The 20,872-nt window shown below is 62.2% G+C and carries 20 protein-coding genes; 7 read left to right on the forward strand and 13 right to left on the reverse strand.

Translation table 11 applies throughout. From position 1 onward, the window contains the following. Positions 1 to 153 precede the first annotated feature (153 nt). The 3 genes from ACFOPI_RS04815 to ACFOPI_RS04825 all read right to left on the reverse strand — a co-directional run bounded on the left by ACFOPI_RS04815 (position 154) and on the right by ACFOPI_RS04825 (position 2,776). Entirely contained in the window at positions 154 to 423 is a 270-nt protein-coding gene (locus ACFOPI_RS04815; RefSeq protein ID WP_382171532.1) for an EexN family lipoprotein, read from the reverse strand. Then, positions 420 to 1,352: a LysR family transcriptional regulator gene (locus ACFOPI_RS04820; RefSeq protein ID WP_382171535.1), complete on the reverse strand. Its 933-nt coding sequence runs from the start codon at positions 1,350 to 1,352 to the stop codon at positions 420 to 422. Before ACFOPI_RS04820 ends, ACFOPI_RS04815 begins: the two co-directional genes overlap by 4 nt. A 359-nt stretch (positions 1,353 to 1,711) precedes the next feature. Beyond that, on the reverse strand, positions 1,712 to 2,776 hold the full coding sequence (locus ACFOPI_RS04825) for an ABC transporter substrate-binding protein (protein WP_382171538.1): 1,065 nt from the start codon (positions 2,774 to 2,776) through the stop codon (positions 1,712 to 1,714). Positions 2,777 to 2,979: 203 nt separating this feature from the next. Here ACFOPI_RS04825 and ACFOPI_RS04830 point away from each other — a divergent pair, with 203 nt between their 5' ends. Genes ACFOPI_RS04830 through ACFOPI_RS04840 form a run of 3 tightly spaced genes read left to right on the forward strand, consistent with a single transcriptional unit; the run spans position 2,980 to position 6,206 of the window. Continuing rightward, positions 2,980 to 4,392: an aminotransferase gene (locus ACFOPI_RS04830; RefSeq protein WP_382171541.1), complete on the forward strand. Its 1,413-nt coding sequence runs from the start codon at positions 2,980 to 2,982 to the stop codon at positions 4,390 to 4,392. Then, complete coding sequence (locus tag ACFOPI_RS04835) at positions 4,392 to 5,465, forward strand: ABC transporter ATP-binding protein (RefSeq protein ID WP_382171543.1); 1,074 nt, start codon at positions 4,392 to 4,394, stop codon at positions 5,463 to 5,465. Before ACFOPI_RS04830 ends, ACFOPI_RS04835 begins: the two co-directional genes overlap by 1 nt. Positions 5,466 to 5,501: 36 nt before the next feature. Then, positions 5,502 to 6,206, forward strand: coding sequence for a GntR family transcriptional regulator (locus ACFOPI_RS04840; RefSeq protein ID WP_382171546.1), 705 nt, complete (start codon positions 5,502 to 5,504; stop codon positions 6,204 to 6,206). Positions 6,207 to 6,287: 81 nt separating this feature from the next. Here ACFOPI_RS04840 and ACFOPI_RS04845 read toward each other — a convergent pair whose 3' ends face one another. From ACFOPI_RS04845 to ACFOPI_RS04875, 7 genes are all read right to left on the reverse strand, one after another. Beyond that, on the reverse strand, positions 6,288 to 7,379 hold the full coding sequence (locus ACFOPI_RS04845) for a histone deacetylase family protein (protein WP_382171548.1): 1,092 nt from the start codon (positions 7,377 to 7,379) through the stop codon (positions 6,288 to 6,290). Continuing rightward, positions 7,364 to 8,419, reverse strand: coding sequence for an ABC transporter substrate-binding protein (locus ACFOPI_RS04850; protein ID WP_382171551.1), 1,056 nt, complete (start codon positions 8,417 to 8,419; stop codon positions 7,364 to 7,366). The genes ACFOPI_RS04845 and ACFOPI_RS04850 overlap by 16 nt, the downstream gene beginning before the upstream one ends. A 162-nt stretch (positions 8,420 to 8,581) precedes the next feature. Then, on the reverse strand, positions 8,582 to 9,619 hold the full coding sequence (locus ACFOPI_RS04855) for a histone deacetylase family protein (protein ID WP_382171554.1): 1,038 nt from the start codon (positions 9,617 to 9,619) through the stop codon (positions 8,582 to 8,584). 37 nt (positions 9,620 to 9,656) lie between these two features. Further along, complete coding sequence (locus ACFOPI_RS04860) at positions 9,657 to 10,460, reverse strand: SDR family NAD(P)-dependent oxidoreductase (RefSeq protein ID WP_382171557.1); 804 nt, start codon at positions 10,458 to 10,460, stop codon at positions 9,657 to 9,659. Next, positions 10,457 to 11,389: an aminotransferase class IV gene (locus ACFOPI_RS04865; RefSeq protein ID WP_382171560.1), complete on the reverse strand. Its 933-nt coding sequence runs from the start codon at positions 11,387 to 11,389 to the stop codon at positions 10,457 to 10,459. Before ACFOPI_RS04865 ends, ACFOPI_RS04860 begins: the two co-directional genes overlap by 4 nt. Further along, entirely contained in the window at positions 11,386 to 12,210 is an 825-nt protein-coding gene (locus tag ACFOPI_RS04870) for an ABC transporter permease (protein WP_382171563.1), read from the reverse strand. The genes ACFOPI_RS04865 and ACFOPI_RS04870 overlap by 4 nt, the downstream gene beginning before the upstream one ends. An 8-nt stretch (positions 12,211 to 12,218) precedes the next feature. Then, positions 12,219 to 13,370: an ABC transporter permease gene (locus ACFOPI_RS04875; RefSeq protein WP_382171565.1), complete on the reverse strand. Its 1,152-nt coding sequence runs from the start codon at positions 13,368 to 13,370 to the stop codon at positions 12,219 to 12,221. A 456-nt stretch (positions 13,371 to 13,826) separates the two neighbouring features. Between ACFOPI_RS04875 and ACFOPI_RS04880 the strand changes: the two genes are divergently transcribed. The 4 genes from ACFOPI_RS04880 to ACFOPI_RS04895 all read left to right on the forward strand — a co-directional run bounded on the left by ACFOPI_RS04880 (position 13,827) and on the right by ACFOPI_RS04895 (position 18,461). Beyond that, complete coding sequence (locus tag ACFOPI_RS04880) at positions 13,827 to 15,278, forward strand: NAD-dependent succinate-semialdehyde dehydrogenase (RefSeq protein ID WP_382171568.1); 1,452 nt, start codon at positions 13,827 to 13,829, stop codon at positions 15,276 to 15,278. Between the two features lie 58 nt (positions 15,279 to 15,336). Then, positions 15,337 to 16,218: a transketolase gene (locus tag ACFOPI_RS04885; protein ID WP_382171571.1), complete on the forward strand. Its 882-nt coding sequence runs from the start codon at positions 15,337 to 15,339 to the stop codon at positions 16,216 to 16,218. Positions 16,219 to 16,221: 3 nt separating this feature from the next. Further along, positions 16,222 to 17,199, forward strand: a complete 978-nt coding sequence (locus tag ACFOPI_RS04890) for a transketolase family protein (protein ID WP_382171574.1) — start codon at positions 16,222 to 16,224, stop codon at positions 17,197 to 17,199. 150 nt (positions 17,200 to 17,349) lie between these two features. Next, a protein-coding gene (locus tag ACFOPI_RS04895; RefSeq protein ID WP_382171577.1) for an IS3 family transposase occupies positions 17,350 to 18,461 on the forward strand; the annotation gives its coding sequence in 2 pieces (ribosomal slippage) (positions 17,350 to 17,599 and positions 17,599 to 18,461; 1,113 coding nt in all). Between the two features lie 92 nt (positions 18,462 to 18,553). Here the strand turns inward: ACFOPI_RS04895 and nfsB are convergent. From nfsB to ACFOPI_RS04910, 3 genes are read right to left on the reverse strand one after another with little or no spacing between them, the layout of a single operon-like run. After that, positions 18,554 to 19,207 (reverse strand): oxygen-insensitive NAD(P)H nitroreductase, encoded by a 654-nt coding sequence (nfsB, locus tag ACFOPI_RS04900; protein ID WP_382171580.1) that lies wholly within the window; start codon positions 19,205 to 19,207, stop codon positions 18,554 to 18,556. Between the two features lie 31 nt (positions 19,208 to 19,238). Next, positions 19,239 to 19,787 (reverse strand): YbhB/YbcL family Raf kinase inhibitor-like protein, encoded by a 549-nt coding sequence (locus ACFOPI_RS04905; RefSeq protein ID WP_382171583.1) that lies wholly within the window; start codon positions 19,785 to 19,787, stop codon positions 19,239 to 19,241. 58 nt (positions 19,788 to 19,845) lie between these two features. Further along, on the reverse strand, positions 19,846 to 20,862 hold the full coding sequence (locus ACFOPI_RS04910) for a zinc-binding alcohol dehydrogenase family protein (RefSeq protein WP_382171585.1): 1,017 nt from the start codon (positions 20,860 to 20,862) through the stop codon (positions 19,846 to 19,848). Positions 20,863 to 20,872 lie beyond the last annotated feature (10 nt).

Here is a 20,872-nt window from a genome sequence, read left to right on the forward strand (position 1 = left end):
GGGTCAAAGTCCGAAATCGGCAGGCTCGCAACTCGGCCTGCAAGAATGCAAGTGTCAGCGTGCTGCCGCTTGTGATGGCTTCCTACGTCGATGTGCTGGGCGCCATGCTTGCGTGCGAATCGAGCGCCACCGCGCGTGGTGGCGAACTCACGCTCAGAACTTGGGTGATTCTTTAGGTGGGTTGTACGGCACCTTGCCGTCCCCGAAAAATCGCCGCTTCGTGGCCTCGGCCACGCGGTCACAAAGTTCGTCGCCCAGCCTTGTGCGCTCGGTCTTGCACTGCTCTCGCAGCAGCTTCAACCGTTCTGGATCGGCCACCAACGATTCCAGCGAATCAGTGGGCTGCGGCTTGCCGCAGGCCGAAAGCAACAAGGCTGCGGCGGAGACCACCAAGGTTGCGGTCAAGTTTTGAAGCTTTCTCATGTGCTACTCCCTGGCAATATGTCCAACGCGTCGTCAGTCGCCCGGCCGGGCGCAGCGATACGGGCTCTTTCCACGAAACGTCGCAAGGTCTCAGACGGGACACCGATGCGGTGGATCAGGTAGGTGGTCAACATCGGCGTGCGGCCTGCCAACGGCCTTGTGACGATTTCTGGATGGTTGCTGGTCGATACTTGTGCCTCGGTCGAAAATCCCAGGCCGTAGCCTGCTGCTACCAGGGTCACCATCAGGTCTTGGCTGGCGACCTGTTCGGCCACGATGGGTTCGCGATCCGTTGCGCGCAGTACGCGCGCCACCTGGCGGCTGCAGCCCTCGCACACTTCGGGGTCGCACAGCACCAGCGGATAGCGCAGCACTTCATCCAGAGGCAGCGTCTTGTGTGCCAACAAGGGGTGGCGCGTAGGTACGGCCACGACCATCGGATCGTTCCACACTGGTATGGCAAGCAGCGCTTCACCAACATCCGATGAGTGGGAGAACCCTGCGTCGTACAAGTCGGCTTCGAGGCCTTTGATCTGCTGTGACAGCGGAACCTCGTAAAGCCGGATTTCCGTATCTGGTTCTTCCTCACGACAACACGATAGCAATGCCGTGAGCCGGGCCTGCGATATGCCTTCGGACAAGGCGATGCGCAACTGCCCCTGATACCCGGCCGACACGGCCCGAACACTGTCGCGCGCCTGGGTCAGCGCTGCGAACACGCGCGGCACGTGGTCCATGAAGACCTGACCCGCACGCGTCAGACGCGTGCTGCGCGTATTGCGGTCGAAGAGGCGTACTCCCAAGTCTTCTTCCAGCTCCTTGATCGCTCTCGAAAGTGGCGACTGTTCAATGTGAAGCTTCTCAGCAGCTCTAGCGAAGTGCAGTTCCTGAGCGACCGCCAAGAAGCACCGAAGGTGCCTCAGTTCCATTGTTTTCCCTGAATGTTTTCATGTTTGTCTCACGTTGCTGCTGCTCTTGAATTTATGTCCTCGCACTGAACCGACCCGGCTTTGAATAGGCTCACTTTCCTGAGAGGGTAGAGCCATGAGCTAGAAGTCGAGCCAGCTTCAACTTGAGGTCCGCGAACGCGCTATTCGCTTATTGCGAGAGCACCGAGGCGGGTATCCTTCGCTGTGTGACGCCATCGAATCGATCGCCCCAACGATCGGCTGCGAGCTCCAGACCCTCGATGAATAGGGCTAGCTTGAGCAGATCGATCCAGGGGTGCGCGAGGGCATCACGACATGCGAGCTGGGACAGATGGGCGAACCCATCCGCCAGTCGTCTTCTACTTGCCGACCCACTGTGTGAAGCGTTGCAGCAGTTCTGTCTCATGGTCGAGCCAGAAAGCGGTGTCCAACAGGATTGCCGATTTAAGGTTCTCGGGTGTCGTCGGCAGCAGGGCCTGGGTGGCCTTGGGAATCAGCGGCGTCGCACGTTTATTCAGTGTGCCGTACGGAATGGCTTGGGCGAAGGCGGCCTGGTTATCTGCAGCTAAAGAGAAGTTCAGCAGATCCAGCGCCTGGGCTTTGTTGGGCGTCCCCTTGATCACTACCCAGTAGTCCATGCTGTAGAGCTGGTTCGTCCAGACGACGGGGAAGTTTTTGCCTTGTTTGGCGGCCACGGCGATGCGTCCGCTGTAAGCTGCGGTGACCGACACCACGCCGGAGTTCAGCCACTCGAGAGGCTGGGCGCCGGTTTGCCACCAAACTATGGAGTCCTTCAGCTTGTCGAGCTTGGCGAACGCACGGTCTTGTCCATCTTTGGTCGCCAGCACCTTGTAGACGTCAGCCGGCGCCACGCCGTCGGCCAGAAGCGCGATTTCCAGTGTCATGCGAGGTTGCTTGCGCAAGCCGCGCTTGCCCGGCCATTTCTTCGTATCCCAAAACTCAGCCCAGTTCTTGGGCCCATTGGCACCGAACTTGGCGCTGTCGTATGTCAGCACCTTCGACCACACGAAGGCACCCACGCCGCATTTGGCAAACGCAGAGGCGTCGACATCCTTGGCGTTCGGTATCTGGGCTTTGTCGATGCGCTCAAGTAGGCCCTGCTCACAGGCAGCGGTCATCTCGTTTTCATCCATCTGCACCAGGTCCCAGGTCACGTTGCCACTGTCGACCATGGCCTTCTGCTTTGCGATTCCTCCGTCATAGGAATCCTCGATGACCTTGGTGCCTTTTGCCTTCGCGTAGGGCGCGAAGTAGGCCGTACGAAAGGCCTCCTGCAGGGCGCCACCGAAGCCGACGACGGTCAGATCCCGAGCCTGTGCGCCAGTAGCAGCTAGCAATACGACGGCCGCGAGAGTAGTTGCAGCTGTCTTTGGCAGGCCGCCGGAGAAACGTTGGTTTTTCATGGGTGTCTGTTGAAAAAGTGGTAATTTCGCATACAAGCCTATCTTGCATACAGGATATATCATATACTTGACGAAGGCGATGTTCAACGTTTTTTCGGGGGGTTTCCCGAAACCGGCCTCCCCTTGAAAGCGCAGATGTCCGGGACCCCGCCCCCCCGTTTCCAGCCCTAAGAACCCAATCCCCAAGGACCGAAAGGACCAACATGAAATCTCTTAACGGTGTCTATCCCTCGGGCCAACCGCTCACCGGTGTGGGCTCGGCCGACGCTCTATATCACTTGCATTCGCAGACAAACCTGCAATCGCACGTAACGCAGGGCCCGCTGGTCATGGTGCGTGGGGAAGGCCCCTATGTGTTCGACGAGCAGGGCAAGCGATACCTCGAAGGCATGGGGGGGCTGTGGTGCGCGTCGCTTGGCTTTTCCGACCAACGCTTGGTCGATGCCGCGACAATTCAGATGAAAAAGCTGCCGTACTACCACACGTTCAACCACCGCTCGAGCGACACCGCTTCGATGTTGGCGGCTAAGGTGGCGTCGCTCAGCCCTATGCCAGACCCCCGGGTGTTTTTCGCGACCTCGGGCTCCGAAGCTAACGACAGCATGGTCAAGATGGCCTGGAGCTACCACATCGCCCGCGGCGAACCGGCACGCCGCAAGATCATCGCCCGCGACCGCGCATTCCACGGATCGACAGTGATGGGCGCTAGCCTATCGGGTCTGACCAACATGCACGCGGCTTTCGGGCTGCCGCTGGAAGGCATTGTGCGCGTGGCCTGTCCCTATCCGTACCGCGATGCGCGCGAAGGCGAGTCCGAGATCTCGTACGTTGAGCGGCTGGTCCGCGACCTGGAGGACCGGATCGCCGAAGAGGGCGCACACACTATTGCCGCCTTCATCGCCGAGCCCATCATCGGCGCTGGTGGGGTCATCGTGCCACCGGCGGGCTATTTCGAGCAGGTGCAGCAGGTGCTCAAACGCCACGGAATCCTGATGCTTGCCGACGAAATCATCTGCGGCTTCGGCCGCACCGGGAACTGGTTTGGGTCGCAGACATTCGGTATGACGCCAGACATGATGGCCTGCGCCAAGGGGCTGTCGTCGGGCTATGCGCCGATCTCATGCGTGATCGTTCATGGCGAGGTCTTCGAGACCTTGCAGCGTCACAGCGGAAAGACCGGTGGCTTCGGCCACGGCTTCACCTATTCCGGACATCCGCTTAGCGCAGCTGTGGCACTGGAGGCACTCGCCATTTACGAAGAGATGGACTTGCCCGCTCGCTCGCGCCATCTTGGCGAGGTGCTGCACCGCGAGCTCGGGCGCCTTTCCGACCACCCGCTGGTCGGAGATATACGCGGCACAGGCTTCATCGCTGGTATCGAGCTGGTTGCCGACAAGGTCGGCCGCATGCCGTTCGATGCGACGCTAGGTATGGGGGCCCAGGTCGAGCGCGCCACTCGCTCGCACGGGCTCATCGTGCGAAGCATGGGTGATGTCATCGCGCTGAGCCCGCCCTACATCCTTGACGATGCACAGGTAGTGGACATGGTTGCGACCTTGAAGCTGGCCCTCGACGACGTGGTGGCCCGCAACCTGCTGACCGCGGAGGTGGCGTGATGGACCAAGACAATCTGATCGAAATGGTCGGCGTGCAGAAAAGCTACGACGGCGCGCATCTGGTGATCCCCGACCTCAATCTATCGATACGGCGCGGTGAGTTCCTGACGCTGCTGGGTGCATCCGGCTCCGGCAAGACAACCACGCTGATGATGCTGGCCGGCTTCGAGAATCCGACGTGCGGGCAGATCATGATGGACGGCCGACCCATCCAAGACGTGCCGGCGCACCAGCGCGGCATCGGTATGGTGTTCCAGAACTATGCACTGTTCCCGCACATGACGGTGGCGGAGAATCTGGCCTATCCGCTGAAAATGCGCGGCAATGACAAGACCGTCACGAAGGACAAGGTCGGCCGCGCACTGGACTTGGTGCAACTCAGCGCCATGGCGGAGCGAAAGCCGGCTCAACTCTCGGGTGGACAACAGCAGCGGGTAGCGCTGGCGCGTGCGCTGGTGTTCGAACCGGAATTGGTGCTGATGGACGAGCCACTGGGTGCTCTAGACAAAAACTTGCGCGAGCACATGCAATTCGAGATCAAGCAGATCCACCGTCAGCTCGGTGTGACGGTGGTTTACGTCACCCACGACCAGAGCGAAGCGCTGACTATGTCCGACCGAGTAGCAGTCTTCCACGACGGCCGCATTGAGCAGCTCGCGCCGCCAGCAGAACTTTACGACCGGCCGTCGACCGCCTACATCGCAGCCTTCATCGGTGAAAACAACGGCCTCGACGGTGTGCTCACTGATTCCAGCCTGGTGCTCGATGGCGGCTTGCGCGTGCCGCTGCCCGGCCACGGCCTACTGCCGGGCCTGCGTGCCCGCGCTATGGTGCGGCCGGAGAGCGTTCGTTTGTCGAAAGACCTGAGCGTGAGCGTGCAGGCCCGCGTCGCCGACATGGCCTACCTCGGCGACCACACTCGGCTGGTGGCACGCCTGGACAACGGCAACACCGTCGTGGCCAAGCTCACCAGCGGGGCGCTGCCCGAGGATACCTCCGTCGGCGCACCGCTGGTGCTGGGCTGGGAACCGGAAGATATGCTGGTGTTCCCACAGGGTGCCGCAGGATTTTGAGGCGAAAATCCATGGGTCAGTTCAATGAGAACCCCTGTGAAGTCCCCCATTAAGCCAGTCGATAGAACCAACCTCGCCTCACGGGTCTATTCGGAGATCCGTGAGTCCCTGATCGCGGGACGCTACCTGCCCAGCCACCGGCTGCGCATCAGCGAAACCGCGCAGATGCTGGGCACCAGCGACACACCTGTGCGCGAAGCACTGCTGCGGCTGGTGAGCGAGCATGCGCTAGAGATGGAAACCGCGAAGCAGATCGCCGTTCCGGCCCTGGGGCTGGCGCGCTATGTGGAAATCCGCACGGTGCGTCTGGCGCTGGAGTCGGCGGCGGTGGAGATCGCTGCAACCAACATAGGCCCTAAGGACCTTGCCGACTTGGCGCGCATCAACAAGAAGTTTACCCAGGCCGAGGCGAGCCACAACGCAGAGCAGCAACTGCGCTACAACCGCGAATTCCACTTCGGCATCTACAGCCATTGCCGGCTGCCGACGCTGCTTGCGATGATCGAGAACATGTGGACATCGATGGGGCCTATCCTGCGGGCCTTCTACGAAAACGAGAGAACCGACAGAAGCTATGACCAAGGACACAACCAGCACGACCTCCTGCTGGAAGCTCTAGAGTGGCACGATGCCTCTGCTGCGGTCGAGGCCGTTCGCGCCGACATGATGTCGGCTGCCCCGGCCATTGAGCGCTTCCTGAGGGCACACGAAGCTTCGCAGGAACTCAAATCAGCGGCATAAAGTCTGCGTAGGCATACCAATCAGTGGGTCGCCTGTCGTCTAACAGCCCCCTGTGTCTGGACTTTTTGATCGCACGCAACCTTAGCGAACTGCAGCCACCCAAGCTGAGAAAAATGCCAGCAGGCTGCCTCCTACCACCTCCGGGTTGTAGCCTCCTTCCTGCACCAGCACTGTCGGGACGCCCAACTGCCGCAACTCCCGCCCCATCACAGCGAAAGCCGCATCACTGAGCAGCAGACCCTGTGCCGGGTGTTTTTCGTGGGCGTCCAGGCCCAGCGACACCACCAGAGCCTCGGGCGCGTAGGAGGCGATGCGCTCCGTGGCGCGGTCGAATTGGCTCAGATAGCCAGCATCAGTTGTACCCGCCGGTATGGGAAGGTTGAAGGTGAAGCCTTCGCCTGCACCAGCGCCCACTTCTCCAGCATAGCCACTGAAGAAGGGATGGTAGTCCTCAGGGCTGCGGTGCAGCGAAGTGAAGAGGACGTCGGGCCGCTGCCAGAAAATGTCCTGCGTGCCGTTGCCATGGTGCACGTCGATGTCGATGACGGCCACACGTGCGAAGCGGGTACGCAAATGCTCCGCCGCAATGGCTGCGTTGTTAAGGTACGAACCGCCGCCGGCCATGTCAGCATAGGCGTGGTGGCCGGGCGGGCGGCACATGGCGTAGCTGCAGCGGGAACCGCCCAGCACGACTTCAGCGGCGGCCACGGCCAGATGGGCTGCTGCTATCGCCGCCTTCCAGGTGTGGATGCCGATGGGCGCGAGCTGGTCGTGGAAGTGGAAAGCCGCGCGGCCAACCACCGAGCTCGGATATCCGGTGCCCGGCGACCGCATTGCAAACACGTTGGCGTGGACTTCTGACGACGCCCCGGGAATCTGCACCCACTGCGCATGCGCATGGGCCAGAAAGTCCAGGTAGCGGGGGTGGTGCACGCGTTCGACCGCGTCGAACACCTCTCGCCCAGGGGCGGGTAGTGCCTGAGGCTGTAGCCCTGCCGCGGCAAGCGCACCCAGCATGCCGTGGATGCGCCACGGGTCGTCGCGCGACGGCCGCCAGCCGCCGAGCGCGCCCAATAGACCGGGCTGGTGCAACGCATGCACCGGCGTATGGAAGATGGTGAGGGGCTGACTCCATCTCCCCGTTGCCGGCATCTGCATTAGTTCGACACCCACCTTGCGAAACGCTGCTGCAACTCGTCGAGGTGGTCGGCCCAGAAGTTCGTGTTTTGCAGGAGCGGTGCATCAGTGTTCTGCGGCGCGTTGGGCAAGCGGTCCAGCACAGCCTTAGACAGCATAGCCTGGGCCTTGGGGTTCACCGGTCCGTAGGAGATGGTCTCGGCGAATGACTTTTGCTGCGGCGCGCTCGTCATGTAGTCGATGAGTGCTACGGCCTTGGCCTTGTTCGGCGTGCCCTTGACGACCACCCAGTAGGTCGGGCCGTAGATCTGATTCTTCCACACCATCGCCAGCGACCTGCCTTCCTTGTTGGCGGCATCGACCCGGCCGTTGTAGGCCGATGACATGGCCACCGCGCCAGACGTCAGCCATTCGACTGGCTGTGCGCCGGACTCCCACCACTGCACGTCCTTCTTGATCTGGTCGAGCTTGGCGAAGGCGCGGTCTTGCCCGGCCTTGGTGGCCAGCACCTTGTAGACGTCGGCGGCCGGCACGCCGTCGGCCATCAGCGCAATCTCCAGCGTCTGCTTCGCCTGCTTACGCAGGGCGCGCTTGCCAGGCCACTTCTTTGTGTCCCAGAAGTCGGCCCATGATTTCGGTCCGTTGGCGATGCGCTTGGTGTCGTAGCTCATCACCTTGGCCCAAAGCATGGTGGGCACGCCGCAGGGGCTGAGCGATTCCTTGGGCAGGTCGGCGGTGGCAGGCGCCGCGGCGCGCCAGTCGATCTTTTCCAGCAGGCCAGATTCGCAGCCGACGACGACGTCTTCCTCGTCCATCTGAACCAGGTCCCAGATGACGTTGTTGGCTTCGACCATGGCCTTGACCTTGGTCAGACCGACGACGTTGGTATCTTCCATCAGCTTCTCGGATTTCGTCGCTGAATACGGCTGCCAGTAGGCTTTGCGGAAAGCCTCCTGCAGCGAGCCACCGACGCTTACAACCGTGAGGTCGCGCGCCATCGTGGCATGAGAGAACAGGGTGATTACCGAGAGCGCGACGAGGCGCAGGCAGACGGAGCGGGAGCGGGAAGAAGGCATGGAAAACTCCTTGACGGTGGAGGGAGGGAACAGGAACGAAGCGCGTGGGGGAACAAAAAACGTGCTGCAGGGACAAAAAAGGAATGCAGCGGCCCGACGCAGGCCGTAGCCGCCGCAAGCGAAAAGGGGGAATGGTGAAGTGAGTTTGTCGGGGCGTGCGCCTCAGGCCCGGAGGCTGCCGGTTAGGCCGTCGAGGAAGTGCACGAGGTTGGCGCCGATGTGCTCGCAGTCGTAGCCGCCCTCCTGCACCATCACGCAGGGGAAACCCAGGCGGCCCAGCCGCTGGCCGATGCGTCTAAAGCCTTCGGTGGTCACCCGAAATCCGTTGAAGGGGTCGTTCTCATGCGCGTCCAGACCAAGCGAGATCACCAGCGTGTCTGGTTGGAAAGCATGCAGCCTGCGGCAGGCGTGTTCAAGCGCGACCAGGTAGTCGTCATCGCCGGTGTCAGCGGGCAGCGGCAGGTTGAGGTTGAAGCCCAGGCCGGCGCCCGCGCCGCGCTCCTGCGCATAGCCACAGAAGTAGGGGTGGTAGTTCAGCGGGTCGCGGTGGATGGAGACGAAGTAGACGTCATCGCGCTCGTAGAAGATGCCCTGCGTGCCGTTTCCGTGGTGTACGTCGATGTCGATGATGGCCACGCGTCTACCGTCTTGGCGCAATTGCTGCGCTGCGATGGCGGCATTATTGAGGTAGCAGACGCCACCTCCGCGTTCGCGGTAGGCATGGTGGCCGGGTGGCCGGCAGATGGCGTAGGCCGCAGGGGCGCCGCTGATCACGCGCCGGGCCGCATCGGCCGCCAGGTTGGCTGAGGCCAGTGCTGCGGCGTAGGTGCCGGGCCCGATGGGCGAGGCTAAGTCCTGCATGTGGTAGCCAGCCTGGCCCACTACGCGCTCGGGGTAGCCATGGTGCAGGCCGGGTACGGCGAAGACGTTGGGGATGATCTCGGCGGATGCACCGGGAACTTCGGTCCAGCGGCGGTGCGCGTCTTCCAGGAAGCAGAGGTAGTCGGGCGTGTGCACTGCGGCCACCGGCGCCAGACCGTGCTCGGCAGCGGTCACCAGTTCGCACCCGGCGTCGACGGCGGCGTCGCGCAAGCGCTCGGCACGATCGATGCGTTCCTGGGCCGGATGGATGTTGCCGGCAACGAAAAAGAAGCCGGGCTCATGCTGGCGGTGTTCGGGTGTGTACAGGACAGGAAGCATGGGAAGCTTTCGTGTAGATGGGGGAGGAAGGCTGCACTCAGGGCGCGGCTCCTAGCGTGCTCGGTGGTGTGGCGACCGAGGCGGCGGTAGCCGTCGGCGCCGCGTCCATTCGCGGCGGTGTGCGGTAACCGGCGGTCTCGCCGCCGTCGACCGTCATGACCGTGCCGTTGACGAAGCTGGCCGCAGGCGAGAGCAGCCAGGCAATGAGTTCCGCGACTTCCAACGGCTCGCCCAGGCGGCCTGCCGGGATGCGGCGGGTGAGCGCCGCCAGGCGAGGCCCGTCCGCGATGATGCGGTCCATCATTCGCGTGGCGATCTGGCCGGGGCAAATGGCGTTGAAGCGCACGCGGTCGCCAAACTCCAGGGCCAGCGACTGCGTCATCGCGATGACCGCGCCCTTGGATGCGCAGTAGGCGGACAGTCCTTCCTCGCCGACCTTGCCCGCGATGGAGGCGATGTTGACCACTGCGCCGCCAGAGGCGATCAGCGCCGGCAGCGCGCAACGCGTGAACTGGAACACCGAGCGGGTGTTGACGGCCATTACGCGGTCCCATTCCTCCACCGTGGTGTCGAGAAAGGCGGTGCGCGACGAGGTGCCGGCATTGTTGACCAAGCCGGTGAGGCGGCCGTTGCCTAAGGCAAGCGCACGGTCGACGACGGCCTGTGCCGCGGCGGGCTCGGCGGCATCAGCCGTCATGAAGTGTGCGCCTTGGCACGCTTCGGCCAGCGCGTGGCCGGCGGCTTCGTCGCGGCCTGTGAACAGCACCGGCTTGCCGCTGGCGGCCAGCAAGCGGACTGCGGCGGCGCCGATGCCATGAGTCCCCCCTGTGACGATGATCATGGGTTTTCCTTTTCGGTGGTAGCTGTGGTGTGTGCATACGGCACGGGCGTGTTGCGAGGGTCGCTGGCGCTGCGGTGCCAGTAGTTGCGCTGAATCTGCCGAGTGACCGTTCCGACCTTCCCGTCGCCGACGGGCCGGCCGTCTAATGTCGTCACCGGCATGATGCCGCCGGCTGTGCTGGTGATGAAGATCTCGTCGGCGACACGTAACTGTTCGCGCGGCATTGCTGCAAGCTGGCAAGGAATGGCTAGCTGCCGCGCCATCTCGATCACCGTACGGCGCGTCATGCCCTCGAAGACGTTGCGCTCTGGCGTAGCGATCGCGCCGTTTTTGACGGCGAAGACATTGAAGCCTGCGCCTTCGGTCACGTGGCCGGCGCCATCGGATAGCACTGCCACCAACGCGCCGTGGTCGTACGCATCGAAGATGCCCATGGTTAGGTCCAGCCAGTGAAAATTCTTGATGCGCGTGTCGACCGCCTCGGGAGCGATGCGCTGCACGTCGCTGATGACCATGGCGATGCCTGTCTCCTGCTGCGCTTGAGTGGCGATCCACACGAAGGGTTGGCTGAAAGCGATGAAACGGTTGCTGCATTCGCGCGGGTCGCGCGAGCCGCGCGGCGGCACACCACGGGTGCAGGTCATCTGCACATAGGCGTTGCGCAAGCCACTTTTCGCCACGCATTGCTCGAGGATGTGGCGCACCTCGGCATGCGTCATTGGTAGCGTCATGCGCAACTGCGCCATCGACCAAAAAAAGCGCTCGATATGGTCGTCCAGGCGGAAGAAACTGCCGTTCCACACGTGGGCGACGTCGTAGGTCGCGTCCGACCGCACGAAGCCGCGATCGGTGATCGGCAGACGCGCTTCGCGCAGGGGAATGTACTGGTCGTCAATGAAGGCGACGCCTTCTGAAAAATCTGCTCTCATTCGGAAACCTTTTCACTTGATACGATTCGTGGCGCTCGCTGGGACAGCCACGCCGAGAGGGTGAGGGCTACGGTTGCGACGACCATCAGGAAGGACGACATGGCGACGATCGATGGGTCGATGGTGTCGCGGATGCCGTCGAACATCTGCCGCGGCAGCGTGCGCTGGTCGGGCCCGCCGATGAAGATGGCGACCACGATCTCGTCGAAGGAGGTGATGAAGGCGAACAGCGCACCAGAGACGATTCCCGACAGGATCATGGGTACGACGACGGTGAAGAAGGCGCGCACCGGTGAAGCACCAAGGCTGTACGCGGCGCGAAGCAGTGTCATGTCGAATTGCTGCAGCGTGGCTGTCACCGTAATCACGACGAAGGGAGTCGCTAGGATGGCGTGAGCCAGCACCAGCCCTGTCAGGCTGGCCGTAAGCCCCAGCAGCGAGAACAGAAAGTACATGCCCAGCCCGGTGATGACCGAGGGCACGATCATCGGCGCCATCAGGAAGCCGAGGAGCGTACGCTTAGCCGGCAGGTTGCGCCGCGCGAAAGCGAACGCGGCCAGTGTGCCCAATACCGTCGCAACCACTGTCGACAGCAGGCCGACGATCAGGCTGTTGACCAGCGAGCGTGTCCATGGGCCTGGCGAAAACACCCGGTCGTACCACTGCAGCGACAAACCCGGTAAGGGGTAGGAGAGGAAAGAGCCTGAACTAAACGAGATCGGCACCATGGCCATCAGTGGAAGCAGCAGGAAGGCCACCATTAGCCAGCCGTAGGCGAAGTGAGCTAGGCGGGCCAGGCGTGCGGAGTGTTGGTAAGTCATTACGTTCCTCACTTGATGCCGGCCAGCTGCTTGACGCCCAATGTCGATGCGGCGATGAGGTAGACGGACATGATGCAGCTCAGCAGCACCAGGCCGAGCGCCGAGGCCATGCCCCAGTTCACCGTGTTGTTGGCGTAGAAGGCGACAAAATAGCCCAGCATCTGCTCACGCGCGCTGCCGACCAGCGAGGGCGTGATGTAGTAGCCGGCCGCGACGATGAAGGTGAGAAGGCCACCGGCAGCCACACCCGGAAGGCTGAGCGGCAGGTAGACGGCGAAGAAACCTCGCAACGGGTGCGCACCGAGAGAGGACGAGGCGCGCATCAGGTGCGGAGGTATCGCCTTCAGGCTGTTGTAGATGGGCAGCACGGTGAAGGGCAGCAAGATGTGCACCATGACGATGTAGAGCCCCGTGCTGTTGAAGATCAGTGTCAGCGGCTCGTCTACGAGGCCTGCCGCCAGCAGCAGGCCGTTAACCAGGCCGTTCTCCTGCAGGACCACGATCCATGCGGTGGTGCGGGCCAGTAGCGAGGTCCAGAAGGGCAGCATGATGGCCAGAGTGATGACATAGGCTACTGGGCGCGAGGCCTTAACCAGCAGCGCAGCGAGCGGGTAGCCCAGCAGCAGGCAGGTCAGCGTCACGCCTGACGCAATGACCAGCGTGCGGCGCAAAATGTCCAAATAAATGCGCTGGTCCGGTTCCGCACGCACGATGTCGCCGCTGTCATCCTGGCGAAGATCGAGCGCTGCCAACAGGTAATGGCTGGTCAGCGGTGTCGAGGCGCGCTTGATCGCCGACCAGTAGGTCAGTTCTCCCCAGCGCTCATCGGTGTCAATCAACCAGGCTTTGGCTGTCGCCGCCGGCGGCGCCTGCTCGCTGAGGGCTCGGGACGTCTTCATCACCAGCGTGCGGTAGCCGCCGATCTCGTAGTTCATGCGTCGCGCCAGTTCGCCGACGACCCGTGTTCCCTGACCCTCTGCCAGATCAGCGGACAGGGCCGCGTATGCCTCGTCCGAGGGCAAAAGACCGCCTTCGGACGACCAGTCCTGTAGCGTCGTCACCGTGCGCGGCAAAGCGTCGCGTACTTCCGGGTTGTCGATCGCTCGGAACACCATCATCGCCAGCGGCAGTAGGAAGAACACCGTGCCATACAGCAGCAAGGGCGCAATTAGGAATAGGGAAACCCTGCGCTGTCGGCTGTCGGCCTGGTGCGTCGCGTTTTTCAGCAAGGTCGCGGAGGGAGGCCGGGTGATAGCCGTTGGTGCTTGCGTAACGTTTGAGGCCGACATCAGTGCCGTCCTTTCGAGGAAGCAGAACAGAAGCAAGTGGTCGCACGGGCGCGGCGATCCAGGCAACGCTCTTCAGCGGAATGCGGTCGTTCAGTGTGTTGGAAAGTGTCGGCGAAGGCGTCGTGGGTCCTCGACATGAATGTGCTCCATAAATCTTTGTGAAAACCACGATATTTTTTGTCTCGGTGGTGTAGGATATATCCTATATTACAATTCTGAGGCTCACAAGTTTTTTCGCGCATGAAGGAGATAAATGTTGAACATCCCCCTGGAATCTGCCCCCACGACGGTGCCGAGCGTCTCTCGATTCGCCATGAAGGAGCAGTCATGCGCCTGAATGACGCGTCCCTGCTGCGTCAGCAGGCCAGCATCGGCGGCCACTGGCGCGATGCACTCGATGGCGCCGTATTGACCGTGCACAACCCGGCCACCGGTGATCGGATCGGCAGTGTGCCGGCCTGCGGCGCGCTAGAAACCAAGGACGCCCTTGCTGCTGCCCAGGCTGCGCAGCCGGCCTGGGCTGAGCTGCCGGCGAAAGGCCGCACATTCATCCTGCGTCGACTGGCCGCGCTCATGCATGAGCACATCGACGACCTGGCGCTGCTGATGACCAGCGAGCAGGGCAAACCCTTGGCCGAAAGCCGTGGGGAGATCGCCTACTCGGCCTCCTTCATCGAATGGTTCGCCGACGAGGCGCGACGCGTGTACGGCGAGACCATCCCGTCGACTCAGGTCGACCGGCGTATCCACGCCATCCGGCAGCCAGTCGGCGTCACCGCGGCGATCACGCCCTGGAACTTCCCCATGGCAATGCTGGCGCGCAAGGCAGGCCCCGCGCTGGCGGCAGGGTGCGCGATGGTCGTCAAACCTGCGTCGCAGACGCCGTTCTCTGCACTTGCCTTCGCGGAACTGGCCGCCCGCGCCGGAGTGCCGTCCGGTCTGCTTTCCGTGGTAACCGGCTCGGCCACTCGGATCGCTGGCGAGATGACCTCTAGCCCCATTGTGCGCAAGCTCAGCTTCACTGGTTCGACCGATATTGGCCGCTTGCTCATGCGCCAGTCGGCCGACACGATCAAAAAACTGTCGCTGGAACTCGGCGGCAACGCGCCCTTCATCGTCTTCGATGATGCCGACATTGACGCAGCGGTGGAGGGTGCAATGGTGTCCAAGTACCGCAACACCGGTCAGACGTGCGTCTGCGCAAACCGCATCTATGTGCAACGCAGCGTGCTTGAAGAGTTCACCCGCAAGCTGGTGGAGCGCGTGGGACAACTGAAGGTCGGCGACGGAACGCACGACGGCGTGACGCAGGGACCGCTCATCGACGACAAGGCCGTCGCTAAGACTGAGGAGCACATAGCCGATGCACTCGCCAAGGGGGGCACCTTACTGGCCGGTGGCAAGCGCCATGCGTTGGGCGGGCGCTTTTTCGAGCCCACGGTGATCGACAACGCAAGCGACGACATGCTGGTCGCACGCGAGGAAACCTTCGGCCCACTCGCGCCCATCTTCGCCTTCGACACCGAAGACGAGGTTGTGTCTCGAGCAAACGATACCGAGTTCGGCTTGGCCGCTTACTTCTACAGCCGCGACTTAGGCAGGGCCCTGCGCGTGGCCGAGCGGCTGGAGGCTGGCATGGTAGGCGTGAACACCGGTCTTATCTCCACTGCCGAGGCGCCCTTCGGTGGCATCAAGCAATCTGGTCTCGGCCGGGAAGGCTCGCGTCATGGGCTCGATGACTACCTGGAGCTTAAGTACATCTGCTTGGCTGGGCTATGACGCGCCGTACTTTCATACCCGCTGCGATTTTCAAGAAACGACCACAGAAAGCGAATCCATGACTACGATCCTCTCCACGAAACCCGGCCTAGCCGACCTGCGGCCCACGCCCGACGAGATCTCCCGCCTGCGCGACAAAGCCCGCTTCGTGAGGCTGGAGACCATCCGACTAATCGAGATCGCCAAGGTCGGGCACTACAGCTCCGTCTTTTCATGCGCTGAAATTTTCGCAGCACTCTACTACGACGTCATGAGCCTGCGCGCCAACGAGCCACGGTGGCCTGACCGCGACCGCTTTCTTATGGGCAAGGGCCATGCGGCCGTCGGCCTGTATCCCATCCTGGCTGAATACGGCTACATCGACAAGGAAACGCTGGACGGCTACACCCGCTTGGGTAACCCGCTGGGCGACCACCCCGACATGCGCAAGGTTGCGGGCATCGACTTCAGCTCCGGCTCCATCGGCCATGCCCTGTCGGCCGGGGCAGGCATAGCCTTCGGCGGGCGTATCGCCAAGCGCGACTTCCACACCTTCGTGATGTTGGGCGATGGCGAGATGCAGGAAGGCCAGGTCTGGGAGGCGGCTATGTTCGCCGCCCACTACCAACTCAATCGGCTGGTTGCACTCGTCGACCGCAACGGCTTCCAGCTCGACGGCCGCGTCGACGACGTCATCGGCGTCGAAGGACTGGCCGACAAGTGGCGAGCCTTCGGGTGGGAGGTGCATGAGGTGGACGGCCACAACTTGGCTGAGCTCACTGGACTGCTCCGCCACATCAAGGCCGACACCGCACGTACCAGGCCGGTCTGCGTGATCGCCCAGACCCTCAAGGGCAAAGGAGTCTCCTATATGGAGACCGAGCCTGGCTGGCACCTGGGATATCTCGCCCCCGCCGATGCGGCGCTCGCCGTACAAGAAATTATGACCAAGGAGATCTGATCCATGACGCAACTCGTTTCCCCCGACAGCTGGCAGTATCGCTCCCTCAATGCCATCACGCCTGGCCTGGACGCGCTGTCCGACGCGCTGGCCGAACTCGTCAAGGAGGGCCATCCCGTCGTCGCTGGCTCGGCTGACTTGCAGTATTCCAATGGCTTGAACCGCTTTGCCGACGCCTACCCTGAACGCTACATCCAGTTCGGCATTTCCGAGCAGAACATGGTGTCGGCCGCGGCCGGCTTGGCCACGACCGGGCATATGCCGTTCGTCGCAACCTTTGCCTCGTTCCTGGCGCTGTTGTGCTGTGAGCAGATCCGGATGGACGTCGCCTACAGCGCGCTGCCAGTGCGCCTGATCGGCCATCACACCGGCATCTCGCTTGGGTTTTACGGCACCTCACACCATGCCACGGAAGACATCGGTACGATGCGTTCCATTGCAAATCTAACCATCATCTCGCCAGCCGACGGTCCGCAACTCAAAGCCGCCATTAGAGCTTCGGCTACTTGGCCCGAGCCGATTTACTTCCGAATCGGTCGCGGCCGCGACCCAGACATCTACGCGGAAGGTACACCCTTCAAGATTGGCGAGGCCATCGAGCATGGCGAGGGCAGCGAACTCACCATCATTGCGTGTGGCATGCCGGTGAAGTCTGCTCTGGACGCAGCTGAAGTGCTCAGGGCCGAAGGCCGTTCTGTCGCCGTGATCGACATGGCGACAATCAAGCCGCTGGACCGTGCCGCTGTGCTTCGCGCCGCATCGCGCTCCAAGGTGCTAATGACAGTCGAGGAACACAACATCCTCGGTGGGCTTGGTGCCGCCGTGGCGGAAGTGCTGGCAGATGAGGGCTGTGGTGTACGGCTAGTTCGTCATGGCATACGCGACGAATATGCCTTGATTGCTCCGCCAACCCATCTATACCGCGAATACGGACTAGACGCGGAGGGAGTTGAGGCAGTAGCTCGTCGCGCGCTTTGGTAAAAGGATCGTCTGGAGTTGGAGTTGACCCACTTTTGTGGAAGGCTACCGTTTTGATTCTCAAGCTGATTGACGTTCCCCCGGAAAACCGTGACAGGTCAAAACTAGAGTTACGGTTGCTTCCCAAGGCCCCCAATGGGGCAAGGAGAAGCGATGAAGAAGTCCCGATTCAGCGAAGAGCAGATCGCCTATGCGCTGCGGATGGCCGACGGCGGCACGCCGGTGGTGGACGTGTGCCGCCAGATCGGCATCTCGGAGGCCACGTTCTACACGTGGAAGAAGAAGTACGGCGAGCTTGGCGTGAGCGAGTTGCGCAAGCTCAGGCAGCTTGAAGATGAGAACGCGCGCTTGCGACGCATCGTGGCCGATCTGACGCTGGACAAACAGATCCTGCAGGAGGTCGTCAAAAAAAAGCTCTGAGGGCTGCCAAGCGCCGCGAGCTGGCAGCCTGGATGCAGGAGCGCTTCAAGGTCAGCGTGCACCGCTCGTGCCGATTGGCGCTGCTGCAGCGTTCAAGCTGGTACGCCAAGAGCGAGGCACGGGACCAGAGTGTGCTGCGCCAGCGCATCCGGGACATCGCGCTGAGCCGGCCGCGTTTTGGCTACCTGAGGGTGTTGGTGATGCTCAAACGCGAAGGCTGGCCGGTGGGGAAAACGCGGGTGTATCGCCTGTACCGACTCGAAGGCCTGCAGCTGCGCATGAAGGTCAAGCGGCGCAAACGCATTGCCCTGATGCGCGGCAAGCCCCAGAAACCCACGGGCCCGAACCAGCACTGGAGCATGGACTTCGTTCACGACCAGACGCACGATGGCCGCGCGTTTCGCATCCTCACGGTCATCGATCAGTGGAGTCGCGAGAGTGTGTGCCTGGAGGCCAACTTCCGGCTGTCGGGGCGGTGCGTTGCGCAGGCACTGGATGAGGTTGCCAGGCTTCGTGGCTGGCCCAAGGCAATCACCGTGGACAACGGGACGGAGTTCACCTCGAAAGCGCTGGACGACTGGGCGTATCGCCGGGGGATCAAACTCGACTACACCCGTCCGGGAAAGCCCACGGATAATGGCCTGATCGAGTCGTTCAATGGGCGGCTGCGCGACGAGTTTCTCAATGTCAACGAGTTCGTCACGCTGCACGATGCCCGGGAGAAATTGAAGGCTTGGCAGGACGACTACAACCACCAGCGTCCACACAGCTCGCTCGGCAACCTGACCCCGAGCGAGTTCGTCAACAGCAGGTCAGTTCAACCCAACGAAGCGGCCAGCCTGTAGTTCAGAACTGTCCGGTTTCCGGGGGAACGTCACTGATTCCTTGAACACAAAGAATGATGTGTCCTCGGAACCGGGTCGACTCCAACTTCAGTTCACAGCGAGGTAATGACTGCGGCTTCAGGCAAACGAGACTTGGGAAGCTTTCCGTTGAAGTCGTCTTCACTGCGGTAGCCCAGCGCGACCAGCGCCACACTGTGCAAGCCAAGGCTTGCCAGATCAAACTCTTCGTCAAGCCTAGCTGAATCGAAACCTTCCATTGGGCAGGCATTGACGCTCAATGCCTGTGCTCCCAACAGCAAGGTTCCCATTGCAAGGTAAACCTGCTTCTCCATCCACGTGTTCAGCCCCTTGGGGCCGTTGCGGTTTAGGTCGGTGTAGAAACGTCGTCCCTTGTCCTGACCCTCACGGGCTGCATCATTGGCGAAGCGACCGTCTTGCTGCTCCTGTGCCAGCAGCGCATGTAGATGGGTCTCGTCCATATCGTTTCGGGCGCAGAACACCACCACGTGTGAAGCATTGAGGATTTTTGGCGTGTTGTAGGCGAAGTCGACTTCGGTGGATTTGGCCACGCGTGCCTTTGCTTCGTGGCTGCCCGCAATGAGAAAGTGCCAGGGCTGTGAATTGACTGACGAAGCGCTGTAGCGCAGCAAGCTGCGAATCTGGGCCATGTGCTCCACCGAGAGGGTGCGCGAAGCATCGAAGGCTTTGGTTGTATGGCGCTGGGTGGCGAGTTGGGCGATGTTCAAGGGAGTCTCCTGAGTGAGCTGAGGTGAAGGGTTACTGACGCGGGCCGGCCTTGACCTTCAGCGTCGCTTCTCCGAGGCGGTGCATCCAGAGGTTGAAGCCGACGAACGCGGGGCTCGCGCCCTTGTCCACGCCCAGCTTGTCCACCTTCAGGGCGTGCACGGTGTATACATAGTTGTGCTCACGTCCCACTGGCGGGCAGGGGCCGAAGAAGCCGGGCTTGCCCAGGTCGGTATGGCCTTCAACGGTGCCTGCTGGCATGGTGCCGCCGTTTACACCACCGGGCAGGTTGGTGACGCTGGCGGGAATGTCGTAGGCCACCCAGTGCCAGAAGCCGCTGCCGGTGGGTGCGTCCTTGTCGTAGAAGGTCACGGCAAAGCTCTTGGTGCCGGCGGGCGCATCCTTCCAGGCCAGGTCGGGCATCACGTTCTTGCCAGAGCAGCCGAAGTTGTTCCAGTACATATCAGCACCGATGGTGGCACCGTTCTTGATGGTGTTGCTGCTGACCGAGAAATCGGCAGCTTGCGCGCTCAGGCTCTGGGCTGCGAGAGCCATGACGGCCAACGTGTGATGGAATTTCATGATGAAAGCTCTTTTAGGTTGGTTTGAAGGGGAAAACGGTTGAAGAAGGCGGATGGGTTCAGAAACCCGCCAGCACGACCTTGCCGCGCGACTTGCCCGACTCGATCAGGGCATGGGCGCGCCGGAGGTTGGCAGCGCTGATTGCGCCCATCTGTTCGGCGGCGGTGCTGCGGATCACGCCCGCGTCCACAAGCGCCGCCACTTCGGTGAGCAGGTGGTGCTGAGCCACCATGTCGGCGGTCTTGAACAGTGAACGGGTGAACATCAGCTCCCAGTGCAGCGAAATGCTCTTGCCCTTGAGCTTCATGATGTCCAGCGGCGCGGTCGGGTCATCGATCAGCGCCAGCTTGCCCTGGGGCGCCAAGGACTGAACAACCTGTGTGAAGTGCTGCTCGGTGTTGTTCAGGCTAGCGACATGTGTCACATCAGGGATGCCGATACGCTTGAGCTCTTCGGACAGCGGCTGGCTGTGGTCTATCACATGGTGAGCCCCCAGCTCCTTCACCCAGGCGCGGGTCTCGGGCCTTGAAGCCGTGCCGATCACCGTGAGCGAGGTCAGCCTGCTGGCCAACTGCGTGAGGATGGAACCCACGCCCCCCGCAGCGCCCACGATGAGTAGACGCTCATTGGTGGCGCGCTTGCCGGGCGCCACACCCAGACGGTCGAACAGCAGCTCCCAGGCGGTGATGGCCGTCAGCGGCAGCGCGGCCGCCTGGTCAAAGTCCAGGGACTTCGGCATGAAGCCAACGATGCGCTCATCGACCAGCTGTTGTTCGGCATAGCTGCCGGGACGCGTGATGTCGCCCGCATACCAGACACGGTCACCCGGTTTGAACAGGGTGACTTCGGGACCGACGGCACGCACCACGCCAGCGGCGTCCCAGCCGATCACCGCCCATTGGCCGGGCTGCGGTTGACGGGAAGCGCGGACCTTGGTGTCTACGGGATTGACGGAGATGGCTTTGACATCCACCAGGATGTCGCGCCCGCTGACCTGCGGCGCAGGCAGGTCCACGTCCTGCAGCGACAGGACATCGGTGATTGGCAAGGGGCTCTGGAAGGCGATGGCTTTCATGGGTGTTCTC

Source organism: Hydrogenophaga luteola (assembly GCF_042648585.1).
Taxonomy (GTDB): Bacteria; Pseudomonadota; Gammaproteobacteria; order Burkholderiales; family Burkholderiaceae_C; genus Hydrogenophaga; species Hydrogenophaga luteola.

Excerpts from the sequence above, each read along its gene's own strand:
- ACFOPI_RS04815 (WP_382171532.1), bottom strand. The coding sequence starts at position 423 with ATGAGAAAGCTTCAAAACTTGACCGCAACCTTGGTGGTCTCCGCCGCA.
- ACFOPI_RS04820 (WP_382171535.1), bottom strand. The coding sequence starts at position 1,352 with ATGGAACTGAGGCACCTTCGGTGCTTCTTGGCGGTCGCTCAGGAACTG.
- ACFOPI_RS04825 (WP_382171538.1), bottom strand. The coding sequence starts at position 2,776 with ATGAAAAACCAACGTTTCTCCGGCGGCCTGCCAAAGACAGCTGCAACT.
- ACFOPI_RS04830 (WP_382171541.1), top strand. The coding sequence starts at position 2,980 with ATGAAATCTCTTAACGGTGTCTATCCCTCGGGCCAACCGCTCACCGGT.
- ACFOPI_RS04835 (WP_382171543.1), top strand. The coding sequence starts at position 4,392 with ATGGACCAAGACAATCTGATCGAAATGGTCGGCGTGCAGAAAAGCTAC.
- ACFOPI_RS04850 (WP_382171551.1), bottom strand. The coding sequence starts at position 8,419 with ATGCCTTCTTCCCGCTCCCGCTCCGTCTGCCTGCGCCTCGTCGCGCTC.
- ACFOPI_RS04855 (WP_382171554.1), bottom strand. The coding sequence starts at position 9,619 with ATGCTTCCTGTCCTGTACACACCCGAACACCGCCAGCATGAGCCCGGC.
- ACFOPI_RS04860 (WP_382171557.1), bottom strand. The coding sequence starts at position 10,460 with ATGATCATCGTCACAGGGGGGACTCATGGCATCGGCGCCGCCGCAGTC.
- ACFOPI_RS04865 (WP_382171560.1), bottom strand. The coding sequence starts at position 11,389 with ATGAGAGCAGATTTTTCAGAAGGCGTCGCCTTCATTGACGACCAGTAC.
- ACFOPI_RS04870 (WP_382171563.1), bottom strand. The coding sequence starts at position 12,210 with ATGACTTACCAACACTCCGCACGCCTGGCCCGCCTAGCTCACTTCGCC.
- ACFOPI_RS04880 (WP_382171568.1), top strand. The coding sequence starts at position 13,827 with ATGCGCCTGAATGACGCGTCCCTGCTGCGTCAGCAGGCCAGCATCGGC.
- ACFOPI_RS04885 (WP_382171571.1), top strand. The coding sequence starts at position 15,337 with ATGACTACGATCCTCTCCACGAAACCCGGCCTAGCCGACCTGCGGCCC.
- ACFOPI_RS04890 (WP_382171574.1), top strand. The coding sequence starts at position 16,222 with ATGACGCAACTCGTTTCCCCCGACAGCTGGCAGTATCGCTCCCTCAAT.
- ACFOPI_RS04905 (WP_382171583.1), bottom strand. The coding sequence starts at position 19,787 with ATGAAATTCCATCACACGTTGGCCGTCATGGCTCTCGCAGCCCAGAGC.
- ACFOPI_RS04910 (WP_382171585.1), bottom strand. The coding sequence starts at position 20,862 with ATGAAAGCCATCGCCTTCCAGAGCCCCTTGCCAATCACCGATGTCCTG.